The 19,943-nt window shown below is 30.9% G+C and carries 19 protein-coding genes, 1 other RNA gene and 1 pseudogene; 10 read left to right on the plus strand and 11 right to left on the minus strand.

Annotation, left to right across the window (positions count from 1 at the left end):
- Window positions 1-2,085: pseudogene (locus M3P09_RS07285) on the minus strand (hypothetical protein); the annotation flags it as partial.
- A gap of 32 nt (window positions 2,086-2,117) precedes the next feature.
- Window positions 2,118-2,639, minus strand: a complete 522-nt coding sequence (locus tag M3P09_RS07290) for a hypothetical protein (RefSeq protein WP_249972600.1) — start codon at window positions 2,637-2,639, stop codon at window positions 2,118-2,120.
- Between the two features lie 478 nt (window positions 2,640-3,117).
- Here M3P09_RS07290 and M3P09_RS07295 point away from each other — a divergent pair, with 478 nt between their 5' ends.
- The 4 genes from M3P09_RS07295 to M3P09_RS07310 all read left to right on the plus strand — a co-directional run bounded on the left by M3P09_RS07295 (window position 3,118) and on the right by M3P09_RS07310 (window position 7,353).
- Window positions 3,118-3,603, plus strand: coding sequence for a SixA phosphatase family protein (locus M3P09_RS07295; RefSeq protein WP_249972601.1), 486 nt, complete (start codon window positions 3,118-3,120; stop codon window positions 3,601-3,603).
- An 81-nt stretch (window positions 3,604-3,684) separates the two neighbouring features.
- Window positions 3,685-5,748 (plus strand): polyphosphate kinase 1, encoded by a 2,064-nt coding sequence (gene ppk1, locus M3P09_RS07300; protein ID WP_249972602.1) that lies wholly within the window; start codon window positions 3,685-3,687, stop codon window positions 5,746-5,748.
- A gap of 1 nt (window position 5,749) precedes the next feature.
- Window positions 5,750-6,655, plus strand: coding sequence for a Ppx/GppA phosphatase family protein (locus M3P09_RS07305; RefSeq protein ID WP_249972603.1), 906 nt, complete (start codon window positions 5,750-5,752; stop codon window positions 6,653-6,655).
- A gap of 107 nt (window positions 6,656-6,762) precedes the next feature.
- A complete protein-coding gene (locus M3P09_RS07310; protein WP_249972604.1) occupies window positions 6,763-7,353 on the plus strand; it encodes a porin family protein in 591 nt (196 codons plus the stop codon).
- Here M3P09_RS07310 and M3P09_RS07315 read toward each other — a convergent pair.
- The 3 genes from M3P09_RS07315 to M3P09_RS07325 are packed head-to-tail and all read right to left on the minus strand — an operon-like array spanning window position 7,350 to window position 10,241.
- Window positions 7,350-7,931 carry a MiaE family protein gene (locus M3P09_RS07315; RefSeq protein ID WP_099565679.1) on the minus strand — a complete coding sequence of 194 codons (582 nt, stop codon included), beginning with the start codon at window positions 7,929-7,931 and terminating at the stop codon, window positions 7,350-7,352. The genes M3P09_RS07310 and M3P09_RS07315 overlap by 4 nt on opposite strands.
- Window positions 7,932-7,933: 2 nt before the next feature.
- Window positions 7,934-8,503: a hypothetical protein gene (locus M3P09_RS07320; RefSeq protein ID WP_249972605.1), complete on the minus strand. Its 570-nt coding sequence runs from the start codon at window positions 8,501-8,503 to the stop codon at window positions 7,934-7,936.
- 10 nt (window positions 8,504-8,513) lie between these two features.
- Window positions 8,514-10,241 (minus strand): DNA polymerase III subunit gamma/tau, encoded by a 1,728-nt coding sequence (locus tag M3P09_RS07325; protein ID WP_249972606.1) that lies wholly within the window; start codon window positions 10,239-10,241, stop codon window positions 8,514-8,516.
- 224 nt (window positions 10,242-10,465) lie between these two features.
- Here M3P09_RS07325 and M3P09_RS07330 point away from each other — a divergent pair, with 224 nt between their 5' ends.
- From M3P09_RS07330 to rnpB, 5 genes are all read left to right on the plus strand, one after another.
- The gene (locus tag M3P09_RS07330; protein ID WP_249972607.1) at window positions 10,466-11,023 is read left to right on the plus strand and encodes a Crp/Fnr family transcriptional regulator; all 558 of its coding nucleotides are present in this window, start codon (window positions 10,466-10,468) and stop codon (window positions 11,021-11,023) included.
- 314 nt (window positions 11,024-11,337) lie between these two features.
- A complete protein-coding gene (locus M3P09_RS07335; protein ID WP_249972608.1) occupies window positions 11,338-11,856 on the plus strand; it encodes a hypothetical protein in 519 nt (172 codons plus the stop codon).
- A gap of 2 nt (window positions 11,857-11,858) precedes the next feature.
- Window positions 11,859-12,743: a sterol desaturase family protein gene (locus M3P09_RS07340; protein ID WP_249972609.1), complete on the plus strand. Its 885-nt coding sequence runs from the start codon at window positions 11,859-11,861 to the stop codon at window positions 12,741-12,743.
- Window positions 12,744-12,753: 10 nt separating this feature from the next.
- Window positions 12,754-13,470: a VOC family protein gene (locus M3P09_RS07345; RefSeq protein ID WP_249972610.1), complete on the plus strand. Its 717-nt coding sequence runs from the start codon at window positions 12,754-12,756 to the stop codon at window positions 13,468-13,470.
- 377 nt (window positions 13,471-13,847) lie between these two features.
- An RNA gene (gene rnpB, locus M3P09_RS07350) (RNase P RNA component class A) lies at window positions 13,848-14,191 on the plus strand.
- Between the two features lie 60 nt (window positions 14,192-14,251).
- Here the strand turns inward: rnpB and M3P09_RS07355 are convergent.
- The 6 genes from M3P09_RS07355 to M3P09_RS07380 all read right to left on the minus strand — a co-directional run bounded on the left by M3P09_RS07355 (window position 14,252) and on the right by M3P09_RS07380 (window position 18,386).
- Window positions 14,252-15,004 (minus strand): hypothetical protein, encoded by a 753-nt coding sequence (locus M3P09_RS07355; RefSeq protein WP_099565687.1) that lies wholly within the window; start codon window positions 15,002-15,004, stop codon window positions 14,252-14,254.
- A 72-nt stretch (window positions 15,005-15,076) separates the two neighbouring features.
- Window positions 15,077-15,598: a nuclear transport factor 2 family protein gene (locus tag M3P09_RS07360; protein ID WP_249972611.1), complete on the minus strand. Its 522-nt coding sequence runs from the start codon at window positions 15,596-15,598 to the stop codon at window positions 15,077-15,079.
- 28 nt (window positions 15,599-15,626) lie between these two features.
- On the minus strand, window positions 15,627-16,139 hold the full coding sequence (locus M3P09_RS07365) for a nuclear transport factor 2 family protein (protein ID WP_099565689.1): 513 nt from the start codon (window positions 16,137-16,139) through the stop codon (window positions 15,627-15,629).
- Window positions 16,140-16,301: 162 nt separating this feature from the next.
- Window positions 16,302-16,841 carry an RsmD family RNA methyltransferase gene (locus M3P09_RS07370; RefSeq protein WP_249972612.1) on the minus strand — a complete coding sequence of 180 codons (540 nt, stop codon included), beginning with the start codon at window positions 16,839-16,841 and terminating at the stop codon, window positions 16,302-16,304.
- Window positions 16,841-17,662 carry a DUF3822 family protein gene (locus tag M3P09_RS07375; protein WP_249972613.1) on the minus strand — a complete coding sequence of 274 codons (822 nt, stop codon included), beginning with the start codon at window positions 17,660-17,662 and terminating at the stop codon, window positions 16,841-16,843. Before M3P09_RS07375 ends, M3P09_RS07370 begins: the two co-directional genes overlap by 1 nt.
- Window positions 17,646-18,386 (minus strand): hypothetical protein, encoded by a 741-nt coding sequence (locus tag M3P09_RS07380; RefSeq protein WP_199099743.1) that lies wholly within the window; start codon window positions 18,384-18,386, stop codon window positions 17,646-17,648. The genes M3P09_RS07375 and M3P09_RS07380 overlap by 17 nt, the downstream gene beginning before the upstream one ends.
- A gap of 130 nt (window positions 18,387-18,516) precedes the next feature.
- Here M3P09_RS07380 and M3P09_RS07385 point away from each other — a divergent pair, with 130 nt between their 5' ends.
- Window positions 18,517-19,941 carry an ATP-dependent DNA helicase gene (locus M3P09_RS07385; RefSeq protein WP_249972614.1) on the plus strand — a complete coding sequence of 475 codons (1,425 nt, stop codon included), beginning with the start codon at window positions 18,517-18,519 and terminating at the stop codon, window positions 19,939-19,941.
- Window positions 19,942-19,943: the final 2 nt, after the last annotated feature.

The raw sequence follows: 19,943 nt of genomic DNA on the forward strand, positions 1-19,943 counted from the left end.
TGTAGGCGCTGTAGCTGTAGCAGAACATTCCCCTGTTACATCCGCAAGAGTAGGCGTATCTGGGTCTTGAGTATCAGCGATCGTAATAGTTTGTGTTACATTGATTGAATTATTACAATCATCAGTTACACTATATGTTCTTGTTATAATTTCTGGATTTGTACCATTATCTGATACATCTGAAACCCAAGCTACTATAGGATTAATACCTGAATTGTCAGCTTCATCATCTACTACTAAAATATCAGCAGGAGGTACGGTACCTCCACATTCTATATTAATTGGAGCAGGATTGCTAGCTGTAGGAGGTTCGTTAATATAATCTAAGTAATCAATATCTATAATACTAGGTGCTGGTACAGGTTCACCTGCACAAAGTCCAGCAACTTGATATCCTAATATTAAAGGAAAGTTAAAAGAAATATTTGATATTGCTCCATTACCAACAATAGTACCTTCTAATGAAACCTCAGGGTTAAAAGACGGGTCAGTTAGTGTATTACAATCACTGGTTACAGTCAATCTAAAACTTATATCAGCTAAAACAGTATTAGGGTCAGAAGGAACAGGTAATGAGCCTAAATTCCATATTATTGCGCCATTAGGTCCGTGGACAGGGTCATTATCATAATACGGAACATTTGTTGTAGAAAATGGAGAATACGTATTAGAAGTTATGTTTAAATTACTAGGGTTTACAGTCTCTGGAAGAGGAATAGTAATAATAGTATTAATTGTTGCTTCTGTACCAGTATTCTTTATTTCTAAAGTATAGTCTGAATATTGTCCAGGTTCTAAAATGTCTGGAGGACTAGGAGGGCTTCCGTTTATTGAAGTTATGTTTAATACACCTTCTGGTTCAGGAATATATGCATCAACAGAAAATGTTGCATTAAAAATAATGTAAGTGTCTTGTGTAGATCCATATCTAAACCTAGTATATGTCTTATTGTTTGGAATAAGAACATTTCCTGTATTGTCTATGTCGAACATCACAATATCTAACCCTGAATTGTTTTGCAAATTTGGATTACGAGTATTTGCGGCTGGTCCAATACTAGAATTAAAAAAATTACCTGTGGTATTGCCACTATGTGATAGTCGTTGATAACTATTATCGTTTAGTGTTGTTAAATCATTTTCATCGTCATTGTTATCCGGTATTATCATTTCAAAGTAATCTCCTGATACTCCTATATCTCCTTCACCAGCCATTAAACCTAGCTTTAAGTTAACATCACCAAAAGGTACTGCATTAAACCCAGATACATCAATAGTATGGCTTGCAACTCCAGAATTTACAAAGGCATGGCCATCAAATACGGTAACATCTCTCCAATTCATTTTTGAATTTTCATAAACAATTACCATACCCCAACCACCATAATAACCTGTACCACCACCATCACCTTCAACCAAAGCAATATCTGCGACAAAATATTCACCAATACCATTAGCTGTAACATATGCTGTTACATCGGCATAGCCAACATACATATTTCTTTCATCACCATTAGTAGGGTAAGCAATATTTATAGGGTCAGAAATTATTCCAGATGCTCCAGCTGTAATTTCAGTATAACCGGAAGAAAGAGGTCCTTTAAGAGACACTTTACGTTTGTCAAAGTTTTTTGTTATTCCTCCTTTGGTTACTTGAAAAGTGTTTTGATCATTATCTCCATCAAGATTGGGGTCGCTATTTGTATCTTCTGACCTACCAGTCCAATAGAGTCCAGCATAAAGAATTTTAGAACAATCTGGGATTGCACCATTTTCGGTAGAGAATGTTACTAAAGCTGAGGATGAATTAAGTGTATTGTTTCCAGGAACAGCAGTCCCATCAATATCAACATATTCCATGTCATTATTATTGTCTGTATTATTCCCATAGTTTACTAAAGTAAGGTTTGTATTTCCTACCATAGTAAAGTCACCCTTAATTGTATAATTTGAAGTTCTAGGTGAAAAAGGAACTCTTACCTGACTATAACTACTAAAAATTGAGGTTATAAGTAAAACAGCAAATAACATCAATTTGATTGAATTGTTATTTGTGAAAGTTTTATTAGTGTATAGTTTTCTCATGTCGTAATCTTTTATATTGACCTTATGCTTTATTATGATGATGATTCAGTTTTATAAAAAATTCTTATGTTAGAATTTCTATTAGCCTTAACAAATTTTTTAATTTGCTGTTTTGTGCATTTGAAATCGCACCTAATAAATATGTATTTGAGGCTAGTAAGTTTATTATCTATAGTTAAATCCAATTTGTTATTTAAATCACTGATTTTGTCAATGCTAATGGTAATTAACTCAACTTTATCATATTTCTCGTTACTTAATAATCCAAAGGATTTACTATCTCCAAAAGTTATTTTTTTTATAGCACCTTCTCCATAAACTTTATTAACATTATTGTTGCTTATATATACCGTTGTATGTAACTTTTGAGTTAGGTTGTAAAATTTACCTCTGTTTTTTTCTTTATATTTTTTTATTTTCACTTTTGACAGATCCTCATCATCTGTAAGTTCGAAAATATCATTTTCTTGAGCTGTAGCATTTCCTATAGAAAGTATAGATACTATGCATGCTAGTAAGAATGTGTAAAATGTTAAAGCCGGTTTATTTTTCATAATTATTTAATTTAAACAATATTAATAAGCACTAGTTCAGCTTTTCAGTTACTATTAATAACTAAAAAACAACAAATAGAGTTATAAGTTTTCGAGGAAAAAACTGTGAGGGAAGCATTTGAAATCAATGCTTTTTTAAAAATGGAAATTAGATTCGGGGTCATAATTTTTTCGTTTTAAGCAGGTAATTTTAAGTAGGTAACGCAAAACAACATATATGTTGCAGCTTTATCAAATAAAAATGTTCAATCACTTATAAATTCGATAAAAAGGGTAACGAAATCATTTTGTCGATTTTATTACTCAACTTGTCGATTGCTATTATACTATAACTATCTGTTATCTTGTAAATTAGGTTATTAATTTTCTCCATTCTGTTTTTTTAATTAACTTTCTAATAAATTATGGAACAAATAAATTGAATTTTATCGACAAAAACAACTTTTTATCGATTAAAATTGCATTTAATCGAGTATTTATGAAAAAACTAGTATTGATAAGGCACGCAAAATCCTCTTGGAAACATAATGTAATTGATCATGATAGACCACTTAATAAACGAGGTGAAGATGATGTTGAGTTAGTATCTAATCATTTAAAAAAGAGTAGATTGGAAGTTGATAAGGTATTGTCTAGTGATGCTCTTCGTGCTAAGTTAACAGCTAATGTCTTTATTTCAAATTTAAATATTGATAAAGACCTAGTAAGCTTAAGTTATAATTTATATGATTTCTCTGGCATTAATCTAACTAAAGCTATTAAAGAGGTTGAGACATCAATTAATTGCTTGATGGTTTTTGGTCATAATCATGCGATCACTGATTTTGTCAACACTTATGGTGATAAGTATATAGAAAACGTGCCAACTTGTGGGGTTACTATCATTAATTTTGATATAGAAAATTGGAAAGATTTGAATAAAGGCAAAACCATTTATACATTATTCCCTAAAGATTTAAAATAATACTCATTTTATAAATATATTGGCTATAAATAATTGCCCTAAATAGAATATATTTGTTACTCCAATTTTTTAAGTAAAAATATGACCAAAGCCAATAAGCAAAACAACACTTATATAAATAGAGAAATTAGCTGGCTACAGTTTAATGCAAGAGTTTTACAAGAAGCATCAGATACAACCGTTCCATTAATTGAAAGATTACGGTTTTTGGGTATTTTTTCTAATAATTTAGATGAATTTTTTAAAGTAAGATATGCTACGGTTAAAAGAATTGTAGAAGCAGGAAAAGGAGGAAAAAATCAGCTAGGAGGTATTAAAGCAAAAGAATTACTTGAAATAATTACGCAGATTGTTATAAAACAACAAAGCAAAAGTTTAGATATTTTAAACACTATTAAAACTAAATTAGAAGAAGAAAACATTTATATAATTGATGAAACTCAAATTGATAATGCTCAACACAATTTTATAAAAAAGCACTTTGTAGAAAATGTAAGTCCAGCTCTTGTAACTATTATTTTGAATGATTTGGTACAACTTCCAAATTTAAAGGATACTGGAGCTTATTTGGCGGTTAGAATGATAATGTCAGATAATAGTAAACAATTTGCGCTATTAGAAATTCCAAAATCTATAAATCGCTTTGTAGAGTTACCTAAGCAAGGAGATAAAAGTTATATTATTTTAATTGATGATTTATTACGTCATTGCTTAAGCGACATATTTAATATTTTTGATTATAAGAGTATTTCAGCTCATATGATTAAAATATCTCGTGATGCTGAATTAGATTTTGAAAGTGACTTAAGTAAAAGTTTTATAGAAAAAATATCTGATAGTGTTAAACACAGACAAGTAGGAGAGCCAGTAAGATTTGTTTATGATAAGACTATAGATAGCGATACTTTAGAATACTTGATGTCAAAAATGGGAATTGACGATACAGATAGTATCATTCCTGGTGGTAGATATCACAATAGACGAGATTATATGGGTTTTCCAAGCTTAGGAAGAACCGATCTTCTGTATAATAAAATAGAACCATTACGTATTAAAGGCCTTAGTTTTGAGTCTAGTATTTTTGAAGCTATAGCTGCCAAGGAATATCTACTTTATGCGCCTTACCATAAGTTTTCCTATATAGTAAAATTTTTACGAGAAGCAGCGCTTGATCCTAAAGTAAGAACTATTAAAATCACTATTTATCGTTTGGCTGAAATTTCGCATATAGCAAGCTCGCTTATCAATGCTGCTATTAATGGAAAAACAGTAACAGTATCTATTGAGCTCCAAGCACGTTTTGACGAACAAGCCAATATAAATTATGCGCAACAGATGAAAGATGAAGGAGTCAATTTAATATTTGGTGTTCAAGGCTTAAAAGTGCATAGTAAAATGTGTGTTATAGAAAGGGAAGAGGAGAATAAGTTAAAGCGCTATGGTTTTATAAGCACCGGTAATTTTAACGAGTCTACCGCAAAAATTTATACAGATTATACATTATTTACTTCAGATCAGAGTATTCTAAAAGATGTTAACAAGATTTTTAACTTCTTTGGAGCCAATTATAAAATTTTCAGATATAAGCATTTAATAACTTCACCTCATTATACACAAAGCACAATATATAAGCTTATTGATGCAGAAATAGAAAAGGTGAAAAATGGAGAAACTGGTAGAATTCGATTAAAAATGAATAGTATCTCTAGTTATGTTATGATTGATAAATTATATGAAGCTAGTCGGGCAGGTGTGAAAATCCAAATGATAGTTAGGGGAATTTGTTGTTTAATACCAGGTGTAGAAGGAATGAGTGAAAACATTGAAGTAATTAGTGTAGTTGATAAATTTTTAGAACATTCGAGGTTATATATTTTTGGAGAGGACGATGATTCTAAGGTTTATATATCATCAGCAGACTGGATGACAAGAAATATTGATACAAGAGTAGAAGTAAGTTGCCCTATTTATAATGACGCCTTAAAACAGGAAATTATTGATACTTATGCAATCTGTTGGAGTGACAATGTTAAAGCTAGATTAATAAATACTTCTCAAGAAAACGAATATAAATTAAATGATAAACAAAAAGTAAGATCGCAACTTGCTATTTATGATTATTATAAAAACAAGTTAGAGAACTAGTATGCTTTCAATAAAAAAATATGCAGCCATAGATATTGGTTCAAATGCTGTAAGACTTTTAATTTCAAATATTATTGAAGAGAAGGGAAAACCTGTACAGTTTAAAAAAAACTCGCTTGTTCGTGTACCTATTCGATTAGGAGCCGATGTTTTTATTAAGAATAAAATTTCAAAAGAAAATACACAACGTATTTTAGATACTATGTTGGCGTTTAAACTTTTGATGAAATCTCATAAAGTAGCAAAGTATAAAGCTTGTGCGACTTCTGCAATGCGAGAATCTAAAAATGGAAAAAAAATAGTTAATTTGGTTTTAGAGCATGCAGGAATAAGCATTGATGTTATTGGAGGCGAAGAAGAAGCAGCTATTATTGCTGCTACAGACTTAAATAAATTTATTGATGGAAATAAAACATATTTATACGTTGATGTAGGTGGAGGTAGTACAGAGTTTACTGTTATACATCGAGGAGAACAAGTAGCTTCAAAATCATTTAAAATTGGTACGGTAAGGCTTCTTAATGATATGGTTAAAAAAGAGGCTTGGGAAGAATTACAAGATTGGATAGCTAATAGTGTAAAGCCTTATGATAAGATTGATGTTTTAGGTTCTGGTGGAAACATTAATAAAATCTTTAAAATATCAGGTAAAGCAATGGGTAAACCACTTACTTATTTTTACTTAAGTTCATATTATCATCAACTTCAAAGCTATTCTTATGAGCAACGTATTACAGAACTTTCATTAAATCAAGATAGGGCAGATGTTATTATTCCGGCGATGCGAATTTACCTATCTGCAATGAAATGGAGCGGCTCTAAATATATATATGTGCCAAAAATTGGTTTGGCAGATGGTATCATAAAAAGTATATATTATGATACAGTTTCTAGCAATACACAGTAAAATTTTACCATTCATCTTTTAAAATATAGGTATTATAATTTTATAATATATATTCGTCCGCATAAAATTGCTATTATTTTAAACCCAAACCTATTAAATAATAACTTATGAAAAAATTATTACTATTAACAGTACTACTTAGTTTTTCATTTTGTGGATTTTCTCAAGATAAAGATTCTAATAAAGTTAAAGACTCAGTAAGTACAAAGACAAAAGGAACTGCGTTTCATGGTGTAATGTATGGTGTAAGAGGTGGTTATAATATTTCTAACCTTAGTTTTGACACTGCACCAACTATGACTAATAAGCATAGAAATAGTATATATATTGGTTTTTTTGCTAATATTGGTCTATCTAAAACAGTTTCTTTAGTACCAGAAATTCAGTTTTCTGCTGAAGGTGCTAATGAGGAAAAACTACATTTAGATTATATACAAGCACCTATTCTTTTAAGGTTTAGACTTAGTGAAAAAGTTCATATTGCAGCTGGTCCACAGGTAGGATTAAAAGTCCATAAATATGAAGATGGTGTTAAAAATTTTGCTTATTCAGGTGTTGGAGGTTTAGAATACAAACTATCTCACGTGCTTTTTGCTGATGTAAGATATACTTATGGTTTCTCTAATATTTTTGATGAAAAATTAAATGTTGAAGCTAAAAATTCTAATATCCAAATAGGAATCGGTTATAAATTTTAACCGTGTACAGTCTCATTTTTTCCGAGATTAGCCATAATTTTACTCTCAAAATCAAGAAGTTGTTGCCATTTAGTATCAACTTCTTTTTTGTTTCCGTACTGTCTTGCAAACCCTAAAAACATGGTATAATGATTAGCCTCGCTTACCATTAGTTTTCTGTAAAAATCAGCTAATTCTTTATCTTGTAATTCTTCAGAAAGTAATCTAAAACGCTCACAGCTTCTGGCTTCTATTAGTGCAGCATATAGCAAACGATGTACTAACTGTGTGGTTCTACTTCCTCCTTTTGGAAAAAATTTAATTAGCTGTACAACATAGTCATCACGCCTGTCTCTACCTAAAGTCCAACCACGCTTTAAAATAATGTCGTGTACCATTTTAAAATGGCTTATTTCTTCTTTAACTAAAGCGACCATTTCTTGTACTAGCTCGGTATATTCAGGAAAACTAACAATTAAGGATATAGCTGTACTTGTTGCCTTTTGTTCGCAAAAAGCATGGTCTGTAAGTATTTCTTCAATATTCTTTTCTACAATGTTAACCCAACGCGGATCGGTTGGTAGTTTTAATCCTAGCATAGTTATAATACGTTTTCAACAAGATTAATTGCTCTTGTTTTAATTTCTCCAAATTTATTAATTACAATACTAAAGTCTTTGTATACTTCGGTTTCTGGTAGGTGAAAAGAAGTGTTAAGCGTTATGAAATCATCAGAAGAGTTTTCGTAATCAATCCAAACAAATTGCATAATTGCAGCTGCCCAAAAGGCTTGAGATTCGAATTTGCTGAACATTTCTTTATTAATATAATCTCTAGTTATTAAGTTATTATTTTTAGAAACCTGAAATTGTGCTTCAAAATTTTTAAAATGAGTTGTCTTATTATTATCGTTTGATGTGTTTGTAGTTCTAGATATGAAATCATTTTCAAGCGAGTAGTATTGTATTTTAATCTGAAAACCTGTGCTCAAAATGGTATCTGTAAAAACTTCGGTAGGTTGCTCCGGGATGTATTTTACATGTTTAGAAAAAGATTCAAACAAATTATGTTCTTTTAAAACATCAACATTTTTTTTATACTTTCTATCGCGTCCGTCACAACTCATTAAGGTGATAAATAGTATAAAAAATAATAAAAGTAATCTACTCATAAATAGTTGTTTAAATATCTAAATTGAAAGTTTTTCTTAAAATATCAATGCTTGGGTTTTTCTCCTTTAATTTTTCAAATTTATCCATACTTGTGTAAGCGTATTTTTTCTCTAAAACCTCGTTTACAGTTATGTCTAAACCAATATCAAAATTATTCAAAGTTTTTCTAATAAACCCTAATAAATCGTATTGTTGACGTTCAACTTCTACTTTATTTGTTGCATTTGGAAATTCTAAATGTATAGTAGTGTCTTTTAGTTTTGGTGTGTCAATTGATAAAATAGAGGCTAAATTATATTGCCCTTTTTCTTCAATTTTTTTAACATAAGCATTCCATACTTCAACTAGTTGCTTTTCTGTAAACGGATCTTTAGGCAAATTTTCTTCATCAATAACAACATCCATTTGTCGTATTTGATGCTCCTTTTTTGCTCTTATGCTACTTAACGAAAGTCCTGATGTACGCTTGTTATCCTGTTTTAAAACAATCTTTGGAGGTTCTTTTACTTGAAAATTAGAAACAATTGCTACGGCTTCCTCTTTTTTAGTAACAGTAAGTTGCTCTACAATTTCTTTATTTTTAGTAGTTTTTGATGATACGCTAACAGGAATAGGGGTAATGCCTTTCTTTTTAAAATAAGAAGCAGGAATTATGTAATGTCTGCTATTTTTTTTTTCTCCATCAAAAGTGATAGAGGCAAGCTGCATTAAACATAACTCAACGAGTAAACGTTGGTTTTTGCTAGTTTTGTATTTGAGGTCGCAATCGTTAGCTAAATTTATACCTTGAAGCAAAAACTCTTGTGAGGCCTTTTTAGATTGTTCTAAATATTTGTTTTTGGTTTGATCACCAACCTCTAGTAACTCTATGGTTTGTGCGGTTTTGCTAACCAGTAAATCTCTAAAATGCGACGCTAAACCAGCAATGTAGTGGTGGCCATCAAACCCTTTTGAAAGTGTATTATTAAATTGTAGCAACAATTCTGGAATTTTATTTTCTAGTATAAGGTCTGTACTAGTAAAATAAGTTTCGTAATCAAGAACGTTTAAATTTTCTGTAACGGCTTGTCGAGTTAAGTTTTTACCAGAAAAACTTACCACTCTATCAAAAATAGATAAGGCATCTCTCATAGCCCCATCTGCCTTTTGAGCTATAATATGTAGTGCATCATCTTCGGCAGTTATATCCTGTTCTCCAGCTATATACTTTAAATATTCCTTAGCATCCTTTACAGTTATGCGCTTAAAATCAAATATTTGGCAGCGCGATAAAATAGTTGGAATTATTTTATGTTTCTCGGTGGTAGCTAAAATAAAAATACAATGTTTTGGTGGCTCTTCTAAGGTTTTAAGAAAGGCATTAAAGGCAGCTTGAGATAGCATATGTACCTCATCAATAATATACACTTTATACTTTCCTACTTGTGGTGGTATTCGAACTTGATCGGTAAGACTTCTAATATCATCAACAGAATTATTTGAAGCGGCATCCAATTCAAAAATATTAAATGCAAAATCTTCATCGTCGGTTTCAGAACCATCACTGTTAATCATTTTTGCCAAAATACGCGCACAAGTTGTTTTGCCAACTCCACGAGGGCCTGTAAATAACAAGGCTTGTGCTAAATGATTATTTTCAATAGCATTTAGTAGGGTATTTGTAATAGCTTGCTGCCCAACCACGTCTTTAAACGTTTGAGGTCTGTATTTGCGAGCCGATACTACAAAATGTTCCATGTAAAAGTATTGAATAACAAAGTTAAAAATTCAATTCAGAATTTAGAATTTAGAACCTAAAATTTAATAGGAGTTATTAACAAATATATATGGTTGTTAATGATGTGTTTTTTTGATTCTATCAGAAAAAAATGATAAATTCGTTTAGCATTGAATATCAATCATTAAAAACAACCTCATATTAAGTCATTAGCTGCAAACTCACAAAACCGACTAAAATTAATATGCAAAGTTTACTTCAAGAAATAAGTCAAAGATGTTTTTTAAGCCCAGAATTACAGCACCGAATTACAAAAGACTTTGAAGAAAGGAATGTAAAAAAAGGAGAAAAAATCCTAGCTCAAGGAAACAAAGCTAATTACCTCTATTTCGTTAAAAAAGGAGTTTTACATAATTATTACTACTATGAAGGCAAACAAATATCCTCATGGTTTTACAACGAAAACCAATTTATAACGTCATGGCATAGCTTTTATACTCAAAGATCTAGCTTTGAGGAAATTGAATGTTTAGAGAATTCTATTTTGTTTCAAATAAGTTATAAAGATTATCAGAAACTAATAGCCGACTTTCCTTCATTTGGTAATTTTGCTCGGCTTCTTGCCGAGGAAATGCTTTCATTTATTGACGAGTTTTCAAAAGGCTGGTCTTTTCTTACTGCCAAAGAGAAATACAAATTATTAATTTCATATTTTCCAAATATCGAATTAAGAGTAAAACTTGGACATATTGCTTCTTTTCTTGGTATTTCACAAGAAACATTTAGTAGAATTAGAAAATAATATTTTAGTAAATTCCAATCATGAAATACTGGAAAACTATTTTAGCTCTTATTTTTATGGCTTTAGCCATTTACTTTGATTGGCAATGGTTTTGGGCCATTTTTATTTTACTAGGACTGTTAAATATGCTTAAAAGTAAAAGTATTCATTTCGTCGAAGAGGTTTCAAGAGGTGATTCTCCAAAATTATATTGGTTCATGATTATCATTTGGTCATTACTCGCCCTTTATTCAATTTTAAGTTATTTGAAGATTTTGACATAAGTCAAAAAATATGATTACAAACATTACCATTTTTGTAAAAATATTTAACTCATGAAAGATTCAACATTACTATTCAGAAGTTTAGCAACTATAATTTTTATTGCTGGTATTGCTCATTTAACAAGTTATGCATCTCAAAAAGATGACATAAATCATAATTATGAAGAATCAATTGATTCAAATCAAGAAAACGTGTTCCCTGAAGATGAAAAACCCAAATCAAACAACAATTTGGAAACTGATTATATCGTCGGAAAATGGAAAGTAAATTATAACACCGAAGATTTTAATGGAGTTGTTTTCTATAACATTAAAAAAGAAGGAAAATATTTTAATGCATATACTTATCAGTATCAAGATAAAAATGGTAATTCAGAAAAAGCTGAAGGTTTTAAAACTTTGGTTATTAAAAGCTTTGATAATTACCAAGGTAAAGGCATTTATGTAATTGAATATGAACAACAGCAATATCAAGTAGATTGTCAAATTGATATGGTAGATGAAAATACTTTTAAGCTGAGCTATGACTATTATGGTTATAGTGATATAGAAACCTGGAAAAGACAATAATTATGATAGAATTCTTATCAAAAAAACTCGATTGGATAGATATAGAATATTGGTTTTACATCTTAAATGACTTAAGTTTAGTATACATCATTGTTCCTTTTTTTGCATTGGAATTAATTAGATATGCCTATTTAAAAAAATTAAATAAGGAGCTAATATTAGATAGTCTAGCAAATCTTATAACATTTGGAGCATTTTTTTTTATAGAAATCATTTTAGGAGTTTTAGCTATAACAAAAGTTTATTTTTGGATCTACAACAACTTCAGTTTAATACATTTAGAGTTAAACTGGATAACAATCATAACTTGTGTATTATTAGCCGATTTTGCCTACTATTGGGAACACAGAATGATGCATAGGATTGGTATTGGTTGGGCCACTCATACTGTACATCACAGCTCACCTCATTTTAATATGTCTGTAGCATACAGATTTGGGCCTTTGGATGCAATTATGCCTATACTATTTTCTTTGCCTATTGTTATGTTAGGTTATGATCCTATTCTAGTATTACTGTCAGAGGTATTCGTTCAAGTCTTTCAAACCTTATTGCATACAGAAATAATAGGTAAGCTTATAAAGCCAGTAGAATATATTTTCAATACGCCATCGCATCATCGTGTTCATCATGGCTCAAATCGACAGTATTGGGATAAAAACTATGCTGGTATTTTAATAATTTGGGATAGGATGTTTGGCACTTTCGAGCCTGAAGTAGAAAAAGTTCGTTATGGAATTTCGGAGCCTCTAAATAGTAACAACCCAATAAAAGTATTTTTTCATGGAATTACACGCCTTGTTAGAAAATTAAAAAAAGTAAATGGGTTCAAAAATAAACTTTTGGTTTTTATAAAACCACCAGATTGGATGCCAACAAATAAATAGAAAGTACACAATGTTAAACAATCCTTTTTTTGCAGATATATCAACCTATTCTCCCAAAAAAACCATACCATTTTATGAACGCTCTTTTAGGTGGAAATACTACAAGGCTAATAACTATTTCACAGCTTTTTTAGGAAATACAGAAGTATCTGGCTTGTACGAAACCCCTGAAAAGTTCAAACAAATGCGTATGCCTCATTTTTGGATGACGTATATTAAAGTAGCTAATTTGGATGTTACCATAGATAAAGCTAAACAACTTGGAGGCATTATTGAATTGAGCTACGAAATGAATGGCTTTGGTAAAGTGGCTTTAATTCGAGACCCTCAAGGTGCTGGTTTTACTATTTACGAAGGTGACAAGCTAAAAAACACCAGAACGAAAAACATAAAAAACACACTTATCTGGAACGAATTACACGTTTCTGATGTAAAAAAAATCATCCCTTTTTATCAAGAAATTTTTAATTGGCAGATTGTGCAAAATCAAAATGAAATATATGAAGTTTTGAACAATGAAGGTGAATATATAGCTGACATCATGGAAATACAAAACCAATACAAAGGAAAATACGAATATTGGGTGTGTATGTTTGGGGTTGAAAACTTAGCAACATCAAAAAAATTAATATTAGAAAATGGCGGAAGTCTTATTAATCAGGAAAACAATCGTATGCTGTTTACTGACAATTCTAATGAAGCCTTCTTCTATATTAAAGAGGTATGAAAATTTGCAGGAAAGAGTCAGCAGCTAACAACGTGTATAACTCATAGTTTTTAAAGAGTATTCGGTGATTTTTGCCGAAATTCCAGCACGTTGGTATCTTTTTTTTTTTTTGCTAATTAAGTTTCTCAAACACTACTAAACCATACACAAACACGTTAAACAAACATCTTCAAAAATAAAACAACTATGGATTAGAAAACTTTAGGCAACTAATAACTGCGTTAATAATTGAGCTAAATGTTTAAGCTCGCCGACGGTAGGAGGAAGCGAGTAGTGAAAGCCTGACCCGACATGCCAGAGCGAAGCCGAAGGATAGGGTAGCCCTCAAATAATTAAATATTATTAGAAATAGTATTTGTTTATTGTATTTTTGCGCTTAAGTAAATCGCCTTATCGCGACTCGGTTTAAATCGGGGCGAGGAAAGTCCGAACACCAAAGTGCAACGTAGTGGTTAACATCCACCAGTCGTGAGGCTAGGAAAAGTGCAACAGAAAGTATGTACAGGTTATGCTGTAGTGAAACCAGGTAAACTCTATGTGGTGCAATGTCATGTAAACTAACGCTTGAGGGCTGCACGCTCGATGTTAGAGGGTAGACAGCTAAAGTGTATTGGTAACAATGCACTAAGATAAATGATAAGGGTGTTTTGATCTTATTAATGGAGAGATCCTGAAATGAGTTCAGGACATACAGAATTCGGCTTATAGATTTGCTTAGATATAAATAAACCCTTCTTAATTATTAAGAAGGGTTTATTGTTAAAAAATGGTTGGTGAAAAATTAATCTTCTTTAGGTGAATATGATAAATCTGGGCGCATTTCGCCTGTGTATTCTTCCATTCGAGATGCGTAATTCATCACTTTGCTAAAGGTTTCGTATCTGTCTGGGCCTAGAACTTCTTCGTTTGCTTTTCCTCGTTGTGCAGATTCTATTTCATCTGTAGCTGCAAGAGAAACCATATAATAGCTCTCCATTTGCCCAAAACCGTTTCTGTATACATTATAATATTCTTTTGATCCTTTGCTTTTAAATAGTTCTTTAACCGCCTTCATACCCTCACGTATTTTTTTGGCATTTTCTGGCGTATAATAAATGTAAAACCATTTTCGGTAGTTTTGCGTTTGTCTGGACTTATCATCTTCGGCTGGTTTATAAGAAAGTTCATCGTCACTTAAAACAATATAAGTACCATGCGAATCGTAACATGTATCGAAACGATTGAAAATATCTCCAAACTTATCACCCATAGCTTTTGCCATTTCTGCGAAAGGACGCTCATCTAATTCTGCAAAATTTTCTATTGGAGTAATGTAAAAATATTTAAAATCGTTACTCATGGCTGTAAACCAAGTGGCTTGCAAATTATGTTCAACACATGCGGCATTAAACTCTTTTGCGATTTTTTCATACTCCATAAATTTGGAAGGCTTCACATTGTCCTGATGTATTTGATAGGCTTGTTGCGCATTCGAAAAATTAATTGAGAAGCATAAAATTAATGCTAATAAAAAAGTTGTTTTAATTGTTTTCATAATTAATTAATTATTTATTGGTTAGTTGTTTTTTGTGTAATAGCAATTTTTTATTATGATGGTTTGGTGTTTTTAATTGGAAACTTCTTCGGGTAAGCCGTTTTCTAATTCTGCAGCTTCAATTTCTATAAATGCGGCAGTAATAGGTGCGGTATCATAATACCCGTATTCTTTTACAATTTTTCCATCAAGATATTGAGAGGTTAAATGCACAGGAATAACTAATTCTTTACCGTTTGCTTTTAGCTTACCGCTCCAAACCGACCAGTAGTTAACCCACTTTTTACCGTCTTTGTCAATTACCATTTCTAATACCGTTTTATCATCTGAAAAGCCATAGGTTGAAAAGTTTGAAATCATATCTTGATGCTGTTTCATGCTCTCTAGATAAGAGATTCCTATGTTTTTGTTATGATATACTTTTGCGGTATCAACAAAATGAGATTTCCAAGTTTCCCAATCTTGTGCTTCATAGGCTTTCACTCTTAATTTTAAGGATTCAATTTCTGGGGATTCAGAAAAGTAGCGATCTGGTTCTTTGTTACATGCTAGGAAAAGCGTAAAAACTAATCCGCAAATTATGAGTTTTTTCATTTTATATTGGGTTTTTGATGAATATTAGTTACTCTTCTGAAGCTTCTTCTTCAGTTTCTGGGTTTGCTAATGCTTCAAATTCTGCATTCATTGCTGTTCCATCAAAATAGATGTGTTCTTCAGCTATTTTACCATTAACAAATTGTACAGCTAAATGCACAGGTATTGACAACTCTTTATTATTAGCTGCAAAAGTACCTTTGTGTAAAGCCCAATAATATACCCATGTCTCGTCTTCTTTGTCTAAGACCATTTCTATGTATTCTTTATCACGATTAAAGCCGTAAGATGACATAGCGCTAGTCATACCTTTTAAACCTTCTAGTCTTTTTTCTACGGTTATAGGTTCGGTAGAGTTAACATAAACTTTAGCGGTATCTGAAAAATGACTTTTCCATTTGTCCCAATCACCAGATTCATAGGCATTTATTCCAGATTTTAATGTTTCAATTTCTGCAGAATCAGCAAAATAACGCTGGGGCTTGTTTTGGCAAGCAATAAATAGTGTAATTGCGAGCCCTAATAAAAAAAGTTTTTTCATTGGTTAGTGGTTTAAAATGTTAATAATAAATTTTAACCACAATATAAGTACACAATAAAGTTGGTTGCTTTTTTGTCGAGAGTAAAGCTATAATAGAGTCAGGGACTCTTAAGGAGAAATCTAATATACTGAAAAAAAAGGACTTATTAAAAAAGACGATAGTTAATCCGCTTCAAAAAAGCTAAATTTATTGCCTCCATAACTTTTTGAATAGCCAAAATGTTTAAGATTTGATAAATCTGTATGTTTGGAATGTTCTATAATTAGTAAGCCATCTTCAAGCAATAAATTGTTTTGAAATACTAACTCTGGAATTCTTGTAAACAATTCTTCTGAAAAGGCATAAGGCGGATCGGCAAAAATAACATTGGCTTTTTGCGTCGTTTTTTCTAAATACTTAAATACATCACTTTTGATTGTATTTATTGGCATATCAAACTTTTCTGCTGTTTGATTAATAAATTTTATACAACCAAAGTCTTGATCGACACTAGTGATTTGTTCTGTACCTCTTGAAGCAAACTCATAACTTATATTTCCCGTACCAGCAAACAAATCGAGCACAGAAATTTCGTCAAAATAAAAGTGATTATTTAAAATGTTGAATAACGACTCTTTTGCCATATCTGTAGTAGGGCGAACCGGTAAGTTTTTGGGTGCTACAATTTTTCTGCTTTTATGTATTCCTGAAATAATGCGCATTAAAAGCTATGAATTAAAGTAAAATTTGAGTAGTTGGTTTTTGCTGATTCTAAATAAGTATAATCATCAAAACGCTTACCAAAGTCTACATGTCTGATATACTTATAAGCAATTTTATATAAATCATCGTTCTTATCTATATTACCTATAAGCATTAAATTAAGCGTTTCTGGGTTTAGTTTTAATTGCTCAGCAGTAAATAATATGTAATAAACAAAATCTTCTTTAGTAACATACTCAAATGTATTATAAAGAATTAGCTTTCCTTTTTCTAAAACAATAATTTCAAAATGATTGGAATTTACATTTGCATAAAGCTTAACATCATCAGCATTTTTTTCAATAAATAAAATGCGCTCAATTAAAATAGTGGAAAAATGCTTATAAGTGAAGCTGCCAAATTTTTCGTAAATAAAATTATTAATGTTTACGTAAGGGACATACACATTAACACTATCGTTAGAATTTATATCATCAAAAGCTATAAAATCTGATTTTAGTATTTTGGAATTAAACTTTAAGTAATCGGCTAAACAATCTTCTTTAAATAAAGGTTTAGGTACAAGTGTAGAAAGCTCATTTGTATGTATTAAATTAACTTTATTAAATGGCGTTTGTAAAACAGTTTCTGTATTAAATAGATGAATGAGTTTATCTAAAACTTCAAAGGGGTTTAGTTTTTTTTCAAAATCGACATGATTTAATGTCGTAATTGTTTTGCTTTCTCTATTTAGTATACAAAAAGAAAGTCCACTCAAACTTATTTGAATGGACAATTCCAGATTAGTTAGTTTGTTATAATTTTTACTCGTTTGAGTCATACGTTTTTGGCCAATTTCCAGCTGTACTAACTTCGTCCATCGATCCTACTTTTATTGCATCACCAGTTACTCCTACAATTGTAGAAATTACTTGCTTTTCTTCATTTAGTAAATCTTTATCTAAATCAAAAAACAAAAGGTCCTTTTTAACAGAAGATTCAAATACAGGAATTTTAGCATCGTTTTGTTCTATAAAACCTGCCTTTAATTCAAATTTAGTACCTTCTTTTCCTACTGGTACATTCATCATCGTTTTATAGCGGTCAGAATCTTTAAATAAAGAATCTTTAACAGGAACAAATCCTAAGGTGTCTATAATAACAATATCTTTATACATATCTACTCCAAACTGCTTAGTCATTACTTCATCTAGAACACTAGAATCACGTCTTTGTGTAAGTGTATATTCAGCAGTATCTACAAATGTTACTAAATGGTCAAAGTTATTAGCAAACCTACCAGTTACTTTTCTGTGCGCTAATTGGGCATCTCTAATATCAACTAAGCTTTTAATAACTTCTGCATAACGTTTGTTTTTTTCTTTATTAAAGTGAACCGGACCGTAAACAGATTGAAATGTATTATATCCTAAAAAAGCAATAAGCACCCATAGTGCAATTTGTAGTATAGGCTTAAATTTTGTAGGAATAAATTTGTCAACTAGCTTAACTAAGCCAATTGTAACTAGAATTACAACAATTGTAACGATTATTAATGTTAACATAGTACGTTATTTATTAAATGAAATTATTAATGGTCTTTCGCAAATCTACAATTTTTTTTTAATCGTAAAAACCAAACTGCGTAAAAATCATTTCTATATTTGAATAATTTATTAAATATTATTGTTTTAAATGACATCATCCGAATTTTATACGCTTATAAAACAGCAGTTTCCGTTTCAACCAACGTTAAAACAAAATATTGTTCTGCAACAGCTTTCAGAGTTTGTTTTTAGCAAAGCTCCTAACGCGTTGTATTTGTTAAAAGGCTATGCGGGTACTGGTAAAACAACTATTGTTGGTACAATTGTTACAAATTTATGGAAAGCAAAAAAAAGTGCTGTTTTAATGGCTCCAACGGGTAGAGCAGCAAAAGTTATTTCAAATTATTCTAACAAAGAAGCATTTACCATTCATAAAAAAATATATTTTCCTAAAAAAGATAAAGGAGGTGGTGTAAAATTTATTTTGCAACCTAACAAGCATAAAAACACCATTTTTATTGTCGATGAAGCTTCAATGATTCCAGATACACCAGGAGAATCTAAGCTGTTTGAAAATGGCTCATTACTTGACGATTTGATGCAATATGTGTATTCTGGTCACCAATGTAAATTACTTTTAATTGGTGATACTGCACAATTACCTCCTGTAAAACTAGATTTAAGCCCTGCTTTAGATGAAAATAAACTAGCTTTAAATTATAACAAAGAGGTTACCAAAATGGAGTTGGATGAAGTAATGCGTCAAGAGCATGATTCTGGTATTCTTGAAAACGCTACAGTTTTACGAGAAGCTTTATCAAATGCTTTTCATGATACGTTTAAATTTGATTTAGGGGATTTTAAAGATATTGTTAGACTTGTAGATGGGTATGAAATAATGGATGCTATTAACGATGCTTATAGCAATTTAGGGAATGAAGAAACTGCGATTATTGTAAGAAGTAATAAGCGCGCTAACATGTATAATCAACAAATACGAAGCAGAATCTTGTTTAACGAACACGAGTTAACCGCTGGCGATTATTTGATGGTCGTTAAGAATAACTATTTTTGGATTAAACCAACAACCGAAGCTGGTTTTATTGCAAATGGCGATATAATTGAAGTTTTAGAAATTTTTTCGATTAAAGAATTATATGGTTTTCGCTTCGCAGAAGTTAAAGTAAGAATGGTAGATTATCCAAGAATGCGACCTTTTGAAACCGTATTATTGTTAGATACTATTGAAGCAGAAACACCATCGTTACCCTACGAAGAATCAAATAGACTTTATCAAGAAGTACAAAAAGACTATGAAAATGAAACCAGTAACTACAAAAGGTTTTTAAAAATAAAAGGCAATAAACATTTTAATGCTTTGCAGGTTAAGTTTTCATACGCCATAACTTGTCATAAATCTCAAGGGGGGCAATGGCATACTGTTTTTGTAGAACAACCTTATTTGCCAAATGGTATTGATAAAGACTATTTGAGGTGGTTATATACAGCAGTTACAAGAGCTAAGGATAAATTGTATCTTATAGGTTTTAAAGATGAATTTTTTGAGGAATAGTT

Origin of the sequence: Jejuia spongiicola (assembly GCF_023502325.1) — a bacterium.
GTDB classification, from domain to species: domain Bacteria; phylum Bacteroidota; class Bacteroidia; order Flavobacteriales; family Flavobacteriaceae; genus Wocania_A; species Wocania_A spongiicola.